This window comes from Pseudochrobactrum asaccharolyticum (assembly GCF_003314995.1).
GTDB lineage: Bacteria > Pseudomonadota > Alphaproteobacteria > Rhizobiales > Rhizobiaceae > Pseudochrobactrum > Pseudochrobactrum asaccharolyticum.
Genome location: NZ_QNRH01000003.1, coordinates 312,507 through 328,311, shown reverse-complemented (window position 1 = coordinate 328,311; position 15,805 = coordinate 312,507). Strand labels below are relative to the sequence as shown.

Below are 15,805 nucleotides of genomic sequence, written 5' to 3'. Positions count from 1 at the left end.
AACTCCCGCCAAAGGCGGGAGTTTTCAAACAAGCGGATCAATAAGGTGAGTCAGGGAAATAAAATTCCTGCGCATTTTCCTTCGTCACCAAAGTCGCATCAAGAATATAGCTGCCGCGAATTGGAACCTGATCGTAGAAGTTAGCAACGGTCAGCTCCATTGCTGTTGCAATCATTGCCGGCGGATAGAGCACGTCGACAGGGATCAAAGCATCGCCATCGGCAACTTTTTTGATCATTTCTTTCATACCGGCGCCACCGATTACCATCTTGATATCCGAGCGGTTTGCTTGCTGGATTGCCTCAAGAGCGCCAACGCTCATATCGTCATCCTGCGTCCAGACAGCATCAATTTTCGGGTATTTGACCAGATAATCCTGCATCACTTTAAATGCATCATCGCGTGACCAGTTACCGAACTGCTTGTCGAGAACTTTGATGTCGCTACCGGCCACGGCAGAGTCAAAGCCTTTTTGGCGCTCTTCGTCGATAACAATCGGCAGGCCACGAATGACCACGACATCACCGGAGCCAAGCGTGTCTTTGATATATTGTCCGGCAACGCGCCCGAGCTCTTCATTGTTTCCGGCCACATACAGATCCTGAATGGACGGATCAGACAATGCGCGGTCAACAACCGTAACAAAAATGCCCTTATCTTTGACCTGACGGATCGGATCGGTCAGCTCGTCCGAATTGTGCGGCAACGTTACCAGAGCATCCATGCCCTGCGTTGTCAGATCTTCCAGCGCATTGGCCTGAGAGGCACCATCCGGCGATGTTTTGACAATGATCTTCAGACCCGGATGGGCTTTTTCCAAAACGGCTTTAGCACGTTCCGCGTGATACACTACACCGCCTGTCCAGCCATGATCTGCGGCCGGAATGGAAACGGCAATCGTCACCTTCTTATCCTGAGCATAGGCAGCCCCTGTCAGCAATGCGACGCCGCAGACAGCACTTAAAAGTATCTTCTTCATTTTACGTCTCCCTCATTTTAAGGCCTGACACTACGGCGGTCCGGCCTCCCTCCGCCGTTTCTGATGCCGGTATGGATCAACCCGACCGGTATGTGACTTTTGCTTACTGGCGCCGTGACAATGAACGCTGCACCAGCATTGCAATGATAATGATCGCGCCCTGCACTGCGCCGATCAGATATTCACTGACCAGATCAGACAGAACCATGATATTGCCGACAACCTCGAGAATGAGCGCACCGCAAACCGTGCCCCAGATGCGGCCAACGCCGCCGCGCAGCGCCGTGCCGCCAATAACAACGGCTGTAATAGCCTGCAGCTCCCACATCAGACCGGTCGTCGGCGTTGCTGCGCCCAAACGCGGAACATAAACCAGCACAGCAATGGCAACGCAGATGCCCTGGATAACAAAAGCCAGCGTTCGCACACGTCGTACCGGAATACCCGAATAACGCGCGACATCCTGATTGGAGCCAACAGCAATGACATGGCGGCCGAAAGCCGTACGATAGAGCAGAAAAGCAGCGATAAGCGCGACAACAATGATCACCACAATTGGGATCGGAATACCGAGAATATTGCCGAAATAAACCGGACGATAGGCGGCACGCAGTTCCTGCGATTTCATCGCAATCGAGCCGCCTTCAGCCAGATAAATGGTCAGCGCACGGAAAATCCCCATTGTACCAAGCGTGACAATGAAAGGCTCAATACGCCCCATTGTGGTGATTGTACCATTGGCAAGCCCGCAGGCAGCCCCCACCGCAATCGCAAGAGACATCGCCAGAATTAACATCGGCAAATTACCACTGACAATGCCGGAATTCATGAACAAAATAGTGACAGCCGCAACAAAGGCAGACATCGAGCCGACAGACAAATCAAGCCCGCCGGATGCAATCACAAAGGTTGCACCAATGGCAATGATTGCAATGAAAGCACTGCGGGTTGCGATATTTAACAAGTTGTCGACCCCGATAAAATTGGGATTGACCAAAGTACCGAATATCAGCAGCACAGCCAGAGCCACGAAGGGTGCTACAGCGCGCAGATCTATATCCTGCCAGAAGCTCTTACCGGTTACGTTGCTCTGATTTTTACCTGTCATATCACTCATATTATTTCCGCCACGATGGCAGCCTCCTGTGCTGTGACGCCGGTGGCATGCACGACAATCTCGTTTTCGGTCATCTGATCTCCGCTCACTTCAGCGACAATGCGGCCATTGCGCATGACGAGAATGCGTTCGCATATGCCGATCAGTTCAGGCATTTCCGAAGAAATCACGATAACCGCCTTGCCTGCTGCTGCGAGTGCAACAATGAATTTATAAATCTGCTCTTTTGTGCCGATATCGATACCGCGGGTGGGCTCATCAATGATGATAATATCCGGCTCAAGCAGCATCATTTTTGCGAGAAGCAGTTTTTGCTGATTGCCACCGGAAAGCTGTCCGGCGAGCAAATTCGGATCACGGGTGCGGATATCAAACTCGCTGATTGCTTGATCAAGCGCGGCCTGCTCTTTGCCGGTATTGATCAAAAAATGCTCCGTGAATTTATCCAGCGATGCCAGTGTCAGATTGGTGCGTAAATTCTGCTCCAGCAGCAAGCCTTTGCCTTTGCGGTCTTCGCTTAAATAAACAATGCCCGCATCCATACTTTCGCGCGCAGACGGAAATTGCACTGGTTTACCGTTCAGCCGGATTTTACCATGTGCCGCTCGTAAACCGACAATCCCCTCAAGCAGCTCAGTACGACCTGCGCCGATCAGGCCCGCAAATCCGAGAATTTCACCTTTATGCAGTGCAAAACTGCAATTTTGGGCATAACCCGGCACATTGAAATCCGACACCTCCAGAACAACATTCTGGACTGAAGACCTGTGATACTCAGGATAGAGCTGAGACATATCACGCCCGACCATCAGGCGCGCCATATCCAATGGCTGTAAGTCATCTGCATCATGCGATGAGACCAGTTGTCCGTCACGCAAGATAGTAATGCGATCTGAAATAGCCTTCACTTCAGGCAAACGATGCGAGATATAAAGCACTGCCGCACCGCGATCACGAATACCCGTAATCACTTTCAGCAGTGCTTCTGTTTCAATCGGCGTTAAGGAAGCGGTCGGCTCGTCAAAAATCACCAGCCGATGCGGCACCAGCAATGCGCGGGCAATTTGTACCAATTGCCGCTGGGCTATGGATAATTGCTCAACGCGTGCCTTGGGATCAATCGCAGCTCCCAGACTTTCAATGGCTGCTTTTGCCTCGTCATTCATCTTCCGGTCGTTGAGTGTCAGACCACGCCTGATCTCACGTCCCAGAAAAATATTCTGCGCAACTGTCATATCCGGTGCGAGCAAAATTTCCTGATGAACCAGCACCACACCACGATGTTCCGCATCAACCGGCCCTGAAAGGGTGACCGGTTCACCGTCAAAAGCAATTGTACCGCGGCTTGGCTGCAGATGCCCTGCCAACAACTTCATCAGTGTCGATTTACCGGCACCATTTTCACCAATTATAGCGTGAATTTCGCCCTGTCTGATTTCAAGCGCAATATCCCGTAGCACTTCGATAGGTCCGAAGGATTTCGACAGGCCTGCAACCTGCATAAATGGTATATGCGGAAGGTTTTTTGTCCCTGTATTTTCTGTGTGGGGTGCGCCGGATAGTGCTGTCATTTCAGGCGAGTCCATTGATTGCCAGCCTGACTGGAAGCAACGGATGCTTCGATAAAGCGCATCCCATCCAGACCATCATAGACCGTCGGATAAAGCACCTGAGCATCAGGTTTTTCACCTGCACGCGCAGCACGGATTGCATGCGCTGCTTCCGTATAAATCGTTGCAAAGCCTTCCAGATAACCTTCCGGATGTCCGCCGGGGATACGGGTAACACGGCTGGCAGCCGCATTGGCACCGGCACCGCCACGGGTGATCAGTTGTTTCGGCTCTCCAAAACGCGTAAACCACAAATAATTCGGGTCAGCCTGCGTCCATTCCAGTCCGCCTTTACTGCCATAAATACGCAGTTTCAGACCATTTTCATTGCCGACAGCCACCTGACTTGCCCAGAGAGAGCCACGCGCACCTCCTTTGTAGCGCAGCATGATCTGTACATCATCATCAAGACTGCGCCCCTCAACAAAAGAAGTCAGTTGTGCCAGCACCTGCTCTGTCTCAAGTCCGGAAACAAAACCGGCCAGATGATAGGCGTGGGTGCCAATATCACCAATCGCCCCGCCCGCACCGGAACGTGCCGGATCGGTGCGCCATTCTGCCTGCTTATTACCACTTAGCTCCGAGCGCTCGGTCAGCCAATCCTGCGGATATTCCACCTGAATAACCCGAATATCACCAAGCTCACCACCGGCGACCATGCTCCGGGCCTGCCGTATCATCGGATAGCCGCTGTAATTATGGGTAAGAACAAATAGTTTGCCGGATTTTTCAACCAGACGGACCAGCTCTTCCGCTTCTTTCACCGATGTTGTCAGTGGCTTGTCGCAGATGACATGAATACCGGCATTTAAAAACACGCGTGCGATCGGCGCATGTAAATGATTGGGCGTAACGATTGAAACAGCTTCAATGCCATCAGTACGTGCAGCTTCTGCCTGTGCCATTTCCTCATAAGACGCATAGCTGCGATCTGCGGCAACGCCGAGTTCCCGCGCAGACGCGCTGGCTCGCTCAGGATCAGAGGAGAGCGCTCCGGCTACCAGCTCATATTGATCGTCAATGCGAGCTGCAATCCGATGAACCGCACCGATAAATGCACCTTGTCCGCCGCCGACCATTCCAAGTCTGATACGGTGCTGCTGGTGTTCAGTTGCCATGGCATGTTCCCTTCAGCGAAAGCCTCGATCAAAGACCAAGCATTTTACGGTTGGCTGCTTCATCAGTGCCAGCATTGGCAAAATCATCGAAGGCATGTTCGGTGACGCGAATAATGTGATGTTTGATGAAATCCGCGCCTTCACGCGCACCGTCTTCCGGATGCTTCAGCGCACATTCCCATTCCAGAACCGCCCAGCTATCGAAATCATAAGCTGTTAGTTTGGAAAAGATGCTGCCAAAATCGACCTGCCCGTCACCCAGCGAACGGAAACGTCCGGCACGATTGACCCAGCTCTGAAAACCACCATAAACGCCCTGCCGTCCGGTCGGATTAAATTCAGCATCCTTAACGTGGAACGCTTTGATGCGCTGATGGTAAATGTCGATGAAATCCAGATAATCGAGCTGCTGAAGCACAAAATGCGAAGGATCATAGAGCAGATTGGCACGCGCATGATTATTCACACACTCAAGGAACATCTCATAGGAAATACCGTCATGCAGATCTTCACCGGGATGAATTTCGTAGCAAATATCCACGCCATTCTCATCCGCATAATCAAGCAGCGGTGTCCAGCGCCTTGCCAGCTCGTCGAAAGCGGTTTCCACCAAACCGGCGGGGCGCTGCGGCCACGGATAAACATAGGGCCAGGCGAGAGCACCGGAAAATGATGCCATTGCATTAAGGCCTAAGCGCTTGGATGCGCGCAATGCCCGCCGCACCTGATCATTCGCCCATTCCGTTCGTGCCTGCGGATTGCCACGGACACTCTCATCTGCAAAACCGTCAAATGCAGTATCATAGGCCGGATGAACGGCAACCAGCTGTCCCTGAAGATGGGTTGAAAGCTCAGTAGTTTCCAAACCATGCGATGCCGCTATGCCTTTGATTTCATCGCAATAGGTTTGTGAATCTGAAGCTTTTTCCAGATCAAACAACCGCTTGTCCCAAGTGGGAATCTGTACGCCTTTATAGCCGAGCGATGCCGCCCATTTGCAGATAGCATCGAAAGAATGAAAAGGAGCGCTGTCGCCTGCAAACTGCGCCAAAAATATCGCTGGTCCTTTAATCGTTTTCATTATCCCACTCCCATTTTTGCGCTTTACAGCGGTTCCAGCTAAAACTGAATCGTTGGAACCGCTGTAACTATTTGTTTTTACGCATTATCCGACGCAAAACCGGTTCCCACTTTTTGCTGAAAATGCTACAAAGCCTCAGAAAAACTATCTGTCAGACGTAGCGGTTCACGATATTTTCCAAGAGTTCCTGCCGGCCAGAAACCGGCTGCGGCTCAATTTTGCTGGTGTGAACATAGGCGGCAATCTCTTCCAGTGGCTGTTCACCTTTGAGCATGGCTTGCGCCTGAGGCTTGTTCCATCCGGCATAACGCTGTTGCAATGGACCAGAGAGCGCCTGATCCTCAATCATTCTGGCCGCGGCTTTCAGACCGCGAGCGCAGCAATCCATGGCGCCGATATGGCCGATCAGCAAATCTTGCGGATCAAGCGACTGGCGCCGCAATTTCGCATCGAAATTGGTGCCGCCTGTAGTGAAGCCGCCGCCTTGCAATATCTGATAATAGGCCAAAGCCATTTCCGGTACGTTGTTCGGGAACTGATCAGTGTCCCAGCCGGATTGATAATCATTACGGTTCATATCAATGGAACCGAAAATGCCGAGTGCATTGGCAAGGGCAAGTTCATGCTCAAAGGAATGTCCCGCCAGAATGGCGTGTCCCTGCTCGATATTGACCTTAACCTCGTTCTCAAGACCGTAGCGTTTCAAAAAGCCGTAGACCGTTGCCACATCATAATCATATTGATGTTTGGTCGGCTCCTGCGGCTTCGGCTCCAGCAGAATTGTGCCTTTAAAGCCGGTTTTATGCTTGTAATCCACGACAAGCGACAGGAAGCGCCCCATCTGATCAAGTTCGCGGCTAAGGTCTGTATTGAGCAATGTCTCATAGCCTTCGCGCCCGCCCCAAAGCACGTAATTTTCACCATTGAGACGCTTGGTGACATCCATACAATGTTTAACGGTTGCAGCTGCATAGGCAAAAATTTCAGGATCAGGGTTTGTCGCAGCTCCCGCCATATAGCGGCGATGCGAAAACAGATTGGCCGTACCCCACAGCAGCTTAACGCCGGTTTCAGCCATTTTTTTCTGCAAATAATCAGCCATATGGTCGAGATTGGCCGATGTCTCAGCAAATGTTTGCCCCTCGGGACGAATATCCGCATCGTGAAAACAATAATACGGCGCACGCAAAAGAGTGCAAAGTTCAAACGCAACATCAGCTTTTAGTTTTGCGTGCTGCAAACTGTCACCAAACCACGGGCGTTCAAATGTTTGGCCGCCAAACGGATCGCCCCCCGGCCAGGCCAGACTGTGCCAATAGGCGACAGCAAAACGCAACTGATCTTCCATGCGCTTACCCAGCACGATTTCATCCGGATTATAAAACCGGTAGGCCAGCGGGTTGGTACTGTCCGGCCCTTCATACTGAACAGGTGTGGTCGCATTGAAAAATCCCGTACTCATGCCAGTACTCCCCGAAGTTGTGACACGTCAGATGTGCTCTTTTTTAATTGTTTATTGTGCCGGGCATCGGCCTGTATCAGCGATGTGATTGCACAGCCTTGCAAGATGAGCGGTTGCTCAGACGGATAGCGATAGATTGACAGGTCTTCCGGTGAACGCAGCCCGTTTTGAGGACCGGCCAGAACACCGTTTTCGATACCGCCACTGATTGTTTTACGCAGATCATCTTCAATGAGATCAAAGGCATGAACTCCGGGCCCAACAAAGGCCAGCGGCACCGGATCAATTAATGAGAATATACTGCGCAGTGCAAAACCGAGCGCTTTACCGGCACGTTGAAATGCCTGCCGTTCAATACCCTCCGCAGCGCGTGCACGGCTTGTGAGTGCCGAAAAATCAGCATCCGAAATCATTGCTGATGGCGGTGTATTATCGTCAATATGATTGGCAAACCGCCAGATGCCATAATCACTGGCATATGCTTCCAGACAGCCGTGCCGTCCGCACCGGCATAATGCGCCATCAGGGATATGCACAATATGGCCGAATTCCGCAGCCGAGGATCGTGCACCGGAGAACGGTTTACCTTTCAAAAACAGCCCCATACCGATACCGGAAGAGAACAAAATCGTTGCGAAATTATCACCGAAGATTTCCGGACCAAACCAGCGCAGCGCCTCTGCGATCATCAAGCAGTCATTGGAGACCTTAACCGGAACCTGAAATTGCATTTCCAGATGCGCAGCGATCGGAGCATTGGTTGCGCCGATGGTCGGCGACCAGATCAGGCTTTGCTGGTCAGCGTCTGTCATGCCCTGTACACCAACAGAAATATGAGCCAGCTTTTGGGCAGGATGTGCGTGTTTTATCAGCAGGGCATTGATATGGGTTTTTAAAGCTTCCAGCAGCCCGGTATTGCTGACTTGCAAAGTGGGGATTGTATTTTCCACATGATCAATCGTCTCACCGGCATAGCTAACCAGTTCTATAGTGATCACGTTGAGTGCAATATTAACAGCGATGACACTCGCGAAATCCGGATTAAGCCCCAGCAGCACCTGAGGCCGCCCGCGGCGGTTTTCGGCATCTAATACAGAGGTTTCATTGATTGGTAATTCAAGCAAGACATCATCGGCCAGCAGCGTATTGGTAATGGCGGAAACAGTTGAATGACTCATTCCGGTCGCACCGGCAATATCGGTGCGAGACAAATGTCCCGATTGTCGCAACAGCATCAGAATACGGCGACGGTTTTCCCATCGCAGCCCTTCTGAGCGCGAAACATGTACTGTCAAGCGCTGACCTCCCCATAAGCTCAGCATGGTTCTTAATGACCTTAGCGCTGAACTTTAAATCTCCTGCCTGTGAGAATTACATGGAAAAGAGGGTTTGTCATTCTTTTTTTCGAGTGTCGAAATATATATTACGAAATTATCCCCTCTACGCGATCTGTTCTTGTAAACAATGTGCGAAGGCTGAAGCCCGTCTAGAAAAATGAAAAAGGTAGATCTAAAAACTCAGCGCATGATATCTTCGGACAACAAAGAGACAAACTCTGTACCTGCGTCTATTCACACCGGTGCTTGTAATAGTAACGATATACCCTGCCCTACGCCGACACACATAGTTGCCAAAGCATAGCGTGTATCGCGGTTTTGCAGTTCCATTGCAGCGGTTAAAGCCAATCTGGCACCGGACATACCGAGCGGATGGCCGAGTGCAATTGCACCGCCATTGGGATTAACATGTGCTGCATCATCGGCGAGCCCCAATTGGCGCATACACGCCAGCGATTGTGCCGCGAAAGCTTCGTTCAGCTCAATCAGACCGATATCAGTGAGCTTCAGATTATGGCGATGCAGTAGCTTCTGTGTTGCGGATACAGGACCGATCCCCATAATCCGAGGATCAACACCACTCGTCGCCATACCATCAACACGTGCAAGCACGGTCAGCCCGTAACGTTCAACGGCTTGTTTTGAGGCAATAATCACAGCTGCCGCGCCATCATTGACGCTTGAAGCATTGCCTGCCGTCACAGTTCCGTTTTGGCGAAACGGCGTTGCGAGTGCATCTAGTTTTTCCAGTGATGTTTCGCGCGGTTGCTCATCTTGTGCCACGATGGTTGTGGCGCCTTTGCGCCCTGCAATCACATAAGGCGCAATTTCCTGCGCAAGGCGGCCGCTTTGAATGGCATGGCTTGCACGGCTCTGGCTCATCAGGGCGAAAGCATCCTGATCCTGTCGGCTGATGTCGTAATCCTGCGCCACATTTTCAGCTGTTTCCGGCATGGATTCAGAACCATATTTGCCGTCAATCAGCGGATTGATAAAACGCCAGCCAATGGTTGTATCGTAAACTGCATTCTGCCGCTGGAAGGCAGCATCAGCTTTGGGCATCACGAATGGTGCGCGAGACATGCTCTCAACACCGCCGGCAATAATAATATCGGCCTCTCCAAGCTTAATCGCACGGGCAGCATAGCCAACTGCATCAAGCCCCGAACCACAAAGACGATTGATAGTTATGGCCGGAACACTCTCGCCAAGCCCTGACAATAACACCGCCATGCGGGCAATATTGCGGTTATCCTCACCGGCCTGATTGGCACAACCAAACACCACCTCATCAATCACAGCGCCACCAAGCGACGGAAAACGAGCCAGTGCCTCACGGATAACATGCGCTGCCATATCATCCGGCCGCACCGATGCGAGTGCCCCGCCATAACGGCCAATAGGCGTGCGGACACCGCCGATAATATAGGCTTCACTCATGCACTTGTTCCCGTTGCTTTTGTTTTGCTTTGTGTTGCGGCAAACATCGGCCCGCCTTTATGGGCGGGAAAGCCGTAACCATTGATCAGCACCAGATCGATATCATTTGGCGATGCAGCAATGCCTTCCTGAAGCAATTGCGTTCCTTCATCGGTCATGACCTGCAAAAGCTGAGTGATAATTTTCTCTGACGTAAAGCTGCGTGCCTGAATGTTTTTCTCAAGCCGCACGGTTTCAATCAATGTCGTGACGTCAGGATCGATCTGACGTTTGCCATCCAGATATTGATACCAGCCTTTACCGCTTTTTTGACCGAACCGGCCTGCCTCACAAAGCCGGTCGGCAATCGGAGAATATGGCTCATCAGGAGAACGTTTTGCCGCCTGCCGCTTGCGCTTTGCCCATGCGATTTCCAGTCCAGCCATGTCATAGACCGCGAATAATCCCATCGCGAAACCGTAATCTTCCAGCGCCGCATCAATCTCGTGCGGCAGAGCGCCCTGCTCCAGCATAAATTCTGCTTCGCGGCGATAGGCCGAAAAAATTCGGTTGCCGATGAACCCTTCACAAACGCCGCAGACAATGCCCAGCTTGTTGAGTTTTTTAGCCACAGCAACGATGGTCGCCAAAACATCCGGCGCAGTTTGCGCACAATTCACAATCTCCAGCAGCCGCATGATATGGGCCGGTGAGAAAAAATGCATCCCCACAACCCGCGACGGATGGCTGATCTGTAAAGCCAGATCATCAGGATTGAGATAGCTGGTATTGGTCGCCACAATTGCATCAGCACGCAACACTTTGTCCAGCTTGACGAATAGCTCAGACTTAACTGTCAGATCATCAAAAACGGCTTCAATAACCAGATCAGCTGCTGATAAATCTGCAATATCCGCACTGACACGGAGATTAGCCTTCTGCTGCTGTAGTGCCTGATCACTCAAACGTCCCGTCTGGAACTGCTTATCCAGTAAGGCAGTAATGCGTTGATAACCGGCAAGCGCAGCCTCTTCGCTTTGCTCATAACCAATCACCTGATAGCCACCGGTTAATGCACAGACCGCGATACCTGAACCCATCAGGCCGGTGCCTGCTATGCCTATCGTTGTCACTTTGCGGGTTGCAACTGTGCTGTCAGCGCTCTGCTTTCCGGCATCGCGCTCAGCAAAAAACACATAACGCAACGCACGCGCTTCATCACTTTCGCGCAAGTGCAGAAAGGTTGCCCGTTCCTCCGCCAAAGCTTGTTGTGCTGGCAATGTTGCAGAGAGCGAAACCAGACGCAATGCCTCTGATGGTGCAACACGACCACGCGCTTTACTCAGAATTTTTGCTACGGTTTGCTCAGTATTTTCTGCCTTTACAGATAACTCCAATGTACGGCTCAGATCTGAGCCAATCAGCTTTTTCGCAACATTTTGCGCCGTCAGCATTAAATTTTCCGAAGCTGCAACCTCATCAATCAGACCATTCTTCAATGCTTGCTGCGCTGAAATCGTGCGTCCTGTACCAATCATATCCAAAGCAGCAGTCAGTCCTGTCAGACGTGGCAGCCGTTGTGTTCCGCCCGCGCCCGGCACAAGCCCCAGCTTCACTTCCGGCAGACCAAACTTTGCAGCCTCTAAAGCGATCCGGTAATGGCAAGCCAGAATAATTTCACAGCCGCCGCCCAGCGCAGGCCCGTTAATGACTGCAATAACCGGTTTTACTAATGCTTCTATCCGCGCGGTGACCTGTGGCAAAGTCGGCTCTGACGGTGGCAGATCAAACTCCCGAATATCCGCCCCCGCTGCGAAGAATTTCCCCTCACCGCGAATGATCAGCCCGTGAACGACACTATAGGTCTCAACCATATCCATTGCCTGCATCAGCCCCTCACGAATAGCGGCTGAAATCGCATTGACCGGCGGATTGCTGATCGTGATCTGCAACAGGCCATGATCAACAAAACCCGAAACGGCATCTGAAAAATGAATGATCTTTGTTTCAGAACTGGCAGGCATGTTCACTCCCGTCAGTCCGGCACGACAGCTGTGACCTGAATTTCAATTTTGGCACGGTCTTCAATCAGCCCCGCCACCTGCATCGCCGCCATTGCCGGAAAATGCTTACCGATCACATCGCGATAGGCTTGTCCGAGACCACGCATATTGGATTTATATTCCTGCTTATCGGTGAAATACCATGTCATCGTGGTGATATGCTCAGGCCCTGCCCCGTCAACGGCCAGAATAGCGACAATATTCTTGAGCGTCTGGCGCACCTGTTCAACGAAATCATCCGTTTCGAACTCGCATTGTTCGTTCCAGCCGATCTGTCCGCCGACAAAAATTGTCCGGCCTCGGGCAGAAATACCATTCGAATAGCCAATCGGCGCAACCCAGTTATCCGGTTGTAAAATCTTATGCATTCTGTGTCTCCAGATGATTTGAGAGCGCAGCGCGAATATCGTCAGGCCATGCGCAGGCTTTATGAGTGGTCATAGAAGTGGCGACAATTTTGTGTTTTGCCGACCATAATAAATCACCGTTGGCGTGAATTTCATGCTCAAGCGACAATGAACTGCCGCCGACAGCCATAACTTTGAGCGTAAATTCCAGCTGGTCTGCATGAAAGCCGGGCTTAACAAAAGTCAGATCAAGGCGCACAGTCGGCGTTGCAATCTGCCTTTGCTGGTTAAGTGTTTTCCAGTCCGCACCAATCGAGGCAAAGAAGTCCTCCAGCACGCCGATCAGAATATTCAGATAGGACGGGAAATAAGCGATGCCCGAAGGGTCACAATCGCCGAAACGCAAAGGTCTGGTTGTGCGAAATACCATGATCTGCCCTTACATTGATTTCAGCAATTCGCGGGCAATAATGAGCTTTTGAACTTCCGTCGCCCCTTCATAAATCCTAAGAGCGCGGATTTCACGATACAGCTTTTCGGTAATCTCACCACTTTTGACACCCCGTCCGCCAAACATTTGCAGAGCGCGGTCAATGATCATCTGCGCGGATTCCGTGGCTGTCATTTTCGCCATGGCGGCCTGCATTGTTGTCGGCAATTTTTGCACATCGCGGCGCCAAGCAGCACGATAAGTCAGCAGTGTTGCGGCATCGAGTTCCGTTGCCATCTCGCCGAGAAGTGCCTGTGTTAATTGCAGATCACTCAATGCCGAGCCAAACATTTGCCGGTTGCAGGCGTGATGCAATGCTTCATCCAATGCCCGGCGGGCAAAACCAAGAGCGGCAGCGGCCACCGATGCGCGGAAAATATCGAGCGTCCGCATGGCGATTTTGAAGCCCTCTCCGCCTGCACCTAAGCGGCGGGAAGCCGGAATACGACAATTTTCAAAACGGATTGTTGCCAAAGGATGCGGTGCGATCACATCAATACGCTCGGCAATTGAAAAGCCGGGATCCGTGGCATAGACAACAAAAGCCGAAATGCCGCGAGTGCCTGCGGCCTCACCGCTGCGGGCAAAGACCGTATAAACATCGGCGATACCGCCGTTGGAAATCCACGTTTTCTCACCATTAAGGATATAATCATCACCGTCACGGATCGCCGCGCATTGCATGGCGCCGACATCCGAACCGGCATCTTTTTCAGACAGTGCAAAAGCCGCCAGCCACTCGCCGGATGTCACCTTTGGCAGCACCTGCTGCTTTAACTCATCTGATCCGGCAAGACCAATCGCTCCGGTGCCAAGCCCTTGCATGGCAAAAGCAAAATCAGCCAGACCATCATGCCATGCTAATGTTTCACGCGCCAGACAAACGGAACGTGAGTCAATCTCTGTCCGGCCATTGTCGCCGGTCACCGCTGTGAGCAATCCGGCTTGTCCGAGTAGTTTTACCAGCTGACGGCAAGCAGCATCGGTATCGCTGTGATCAATTGTCTGCAAAACACCGGAGGCCGCAAAGGCATTCAGCTTCTGCACAAATTCATGCTGCTGCGGCTCAAAAAACGGCAGTTCCAGATGCTCCAAAACGGGGGCAGATCGGCAAGGGCTGGCTGTCATATCAGTTCCCCTCAAATTCAGGACGGCGCTTGGCAGCAAAAGCTTCAAAAGCACGGCAGAAATCCTGTGTTGCCATGCAAATAGCCTGTGCCTGTGCTTCCGATTCAATCATTTCTTCAATGCCCATCGCCCATTCCTGACGCATCATGGTCTTGGTAATTCCATGAGCAAAATACGGGCCATCAGCGAGCGTTGCGGCAAGTTTCTGCGCCTCGCCAAGGAGATTTTCCTGCGCATGCAGATGATTGTAAAAGCCCCAGTCTTTGCCCTCTTCAGCACCCATAAACCGGCCAGTATAGAGCAGTTCTGCGGCACGCCCCTGCCCGATAATCCGTGGCAGAATTCCGCAAGCTCCCATATCCGCACCGGCAAGGCCTACACGGGTAAACAAGAAAGCGGTTTTGGCTTCCGGTGTTGCAAGGCGCAGATCCGAAGCCATCACCAGAATTGCGCCTGCTCCGGCGCAAATACCGTCAACAGCCGCAATAATTGGCTGCGGGCATTTACGCATGGCTTTGACCACATCGCCGGTCATACGCGTAAACGCCAGCAATTCCGGCATCGGCATTTTGGTCAGCGGTTCAATAATTTCGAATACGTCACCGCCGGAAGAGAAGTTACCGCCCGCACCTGTCAGCACGACTGTCCGGATATCTGAGGCATAGGTCAGATTTTGAAACAAATCGCGCAGCTCGGCATAACTTTCAAAAGTCAGCGGATTTTTACGGTCAGGGCGGTTCAGTGTCAGTGTTGCCACCCGTCCGTTTTCGCTCACTTCCCAGAGAAAATGCTGTGCCTGATAGGTTTTGAACGCTTTCAAATGACTGTTCATGCTGATGGTCTGTTCACTCATCCTGCCAATACCTCGCCACCGGCAACCGCAATTGCCTGTCCGTTGATGGAGGCGGCATCCGATGATGCCAGCCATAATACTGTATGTGCCACTTCCTCAGGCCGAATCAGCCGCTTCTGCGGGTTGCTCTGCACGAAATGCGCCAGCGCCTCTTCCTCACTGCGGCCGGTTTTCTCCATGATCTGCGCAATGGAATCGCGGATAATCGGCGTATCTGTAAATCCGGGACAAACGGCATTGACCGTCACGCCCTTGGTCGCCAGTTCCAGTGCCAAAGCGCGGGTCAGCCCGACAACACCGTGTTTCGCGGCACAATAGGCAGACACATAGGCATAGCCGGTCAGCCCAGCAGTTGAAGCAATATTGATAATCCGGCCATGACCGCCAGCGGCTTTGACGTCAGGCAAAACCGCCTGCGTGACCTGAAAAACACCGGTCAGATCAACGGAAATCACCCGCGCCCACATGTCCTCGGTGGTCTTTTCAAACGGAGCGGAAGGCGCTTCTCCGGCATTATTGACGAGAATTGAAACCGCACCGAAACAGGCTTGTGCCGTTTGCAGACCGTCGCGAATTGCGTACGTATCCGTCACATCAAAACCACCGGCAACATGGCTGGTCTTGCGCCCTGCTGCCTGATCAAGTTCTGCTGCCAAGGCCGCCAAAGGCTCGTGCCGTCTGCCTGCCAGCGTAACATTACCGCCTTTAGCAACAAATTCACGGGCAATAGCTGCTCCGATGCCGCTGCCGGCACCGGTAATCAGGATATGTTTGCCCGTAAACTGCATATCATTCATGATT

At 52.0% G+C, this 15,805-nt stretch carries 14 protein-coding genes; all 14 read right to left on the bottom strand.

The window, feature by feature from the left end:
• Nucleotides 1–37 precede the first annotated feature (37 nt).
• Nucleotides 38–979, bottom strand: a complete 942-nt coding sequence (locus tag DFR47_RS09875; RefSeq protein ID WP_113944242.1) for a substrate-binding domain-containing protein — start codon at nucleotides 977–979, stop codon at nucleotides 38–40.
• Between the two features lie 103 nt (nucleotides 980–1,082).
• Entirely contained in the window at nucleotides 1,083–2,087 is a 1,005-nt protein-coding gene (locus DFR47_RS09870) for an ABC transporter permease (RefSeq protein WP_374788379.1), read from the bottom strand.
• Between the two features lie 5 nt (nucleotides 2,088–2,092).
• Nucleotides 2,093–3,598 (bottom strand): sugar ABC transporter ATP-binding protein, encoded by a 1,506-nt coding sequence (locus DFR47_RS09865; protein WP_113944240.1) that lies wholly within the window; start codon nucleotides 3,596–3,598, stop codon nucleotides 2,093–2,095.
• 65 nt (nucleotides 3,599–3,663) lie between these two features.
• Nucleotides 3,664–4,824, bottom strand: a complete 1,161-nt coding sequence (locus DFR47_RS09860) for a Gfo/Idh/MocA family protein (RefSeq protein ID WP_113944239.1) — start codon at nucleotides 4,822–4,824, stop codon at nucleotides 3,664–3,666.
• A gap of 28 nt (nucleotides 4,825–4,852) precedes the next feature.
• A complete protein-coding gene (locus DFR47_RS09855) occupies nucleotides 4,853–5,905 on the bottom strand; it encodes a sugar phosphate isomerase/epimerase family protein (protein WP_113944238.1) in 1,053 nt (350 codons plus the stop codon).
• Nucleotides 5,906–6,056: 151 nt separating this feature from the next.
• The gene (xylA, locus tag DFR47_RS09850; RefSeq protein ID WP_113944237.1) at nucleotides 6,057–7,367 is read right to left on the bottom strand and encodes a xylose isomerase; all 1,311 of its coding nucleotides are present in this window, start codon (nucleotides 7,365–7,367) and stop codon (nucleotides 6,057–6,059) included.
• Nucleotides 7,364–8,662, bottom strand: coding sequence for an ROK family transcriptional regulator (locus DFR47_RS09845; RefSeq protein WP_170137476.1), 1,299 nt, complete (start codon nucleotides 8,660–8,662; stop codon nucleotides 7,364–7,366). Before DFR47_RS09845 ends, xylA begins: the two co-directional genes overlap by 4 nt.
• A 276-nt stretch (nucleotides 8,663–8,938) precedes the next feature.
• The gene (gene pcaF / locus DFR47_RS09840; protein ID WP_113944235.1) at nucleotides 8,939–10,144 is read right to left on the bottom strand and encodes a 3-oxoadipyl-CoA thiolase; all 1,206 of its coding nucleotides are present in this window, start codon (nucleotides 10,142–10,144) and stop codon (nucleotides 8,939–8,941) included.
• Complete coding sequence (locus tag DFR47_RS09835; RefSeq protein WP_113944234.1) at nucleotides 10,141–12,147, bottom strand: 3-hydroxyacyl-CoA dehydrogenase NAD-binding domain-containing protein; 2,007 nt, start codon at nucleotides 12,145–12,147, stop codon at nucleotides 10,141–10,143. Before DFR47_RS09835 ends, pcaF begins: the two co-directional genes overlap by 4 nt.
• Before the next feature lie 11 nt (nucleotides 12,148–12,158).
• Nucleotides 12,159–12,554 carry a RidA family protein gene (locus tag DFR47_RS09830; protein ID WP_113944233.1) on the bottom strand — a complete coding sequence of 132 codons (396 nt, stop codon included), beginning with the start codon at nucleotides 12,552–12,554 and terminating at the stop codon, nucleotides 12,159–12,161.
• Nucleotides 12,547–12,963: an acyl-CoA thioesterase gene (locus DFR47_RS09825; RefSeq protein ID WP_113944232.1), complete on the bottom strand. Its 417-nt coding sequence runs from the start codon at nucleotides 12,961–12,963 to the stop codon at nucleotides 12,547–12,549. The genes DFR47_RS09830 and DFR47_RS09825 overlap by 8 nt, the downstream gene beginning before the upstream one ends.
• A 9-nt stretch (nucleotides 12,964–12,972) precedes the next feature.
• Nucleotides 12,973–14,151 (bottom strand): acyl-CoA dehydrogenase family protein, encoded by a 1,179-nt coding sequence (locus DFR47_RS09820; protein WP_113944231.1) that lies wholly within the window; start codon nucleotides 14,149–14,151, stop codon nucleotides 12,973–12,975.
• 1 nt (nucleotide 14,152) lies between these two features.
• Complete coding sequence (locus DFR47_RS09815; protein ID WP_113944230.1) at nucleotides 14,153–15,004, bottom strand: enoyl-CoA hydratase family protein; 852 nt, start codon at nucleotides 15,002–15,004, stop codon at nucleotides 14,153–14,155.
• Nucleotides 15,001–15,801, bottom strand: a complete 801-nt coding sequence (locus DFR47_RS09810; protein ID WP_113944229.1) for an SDR family NAD(P)-dependent oxidoreductase — start codon at nucleotides 15,799–15,801, stop codon at nucleotides 15,001–15,003. Before DFR47_RS09810 ends, DFR47_RS09815 begins: the two co-directional genes overlap by 4 nt.
• Between the last annotated feature and the right edge of the window lie 4 nt (nucleotides 15,802–15,805).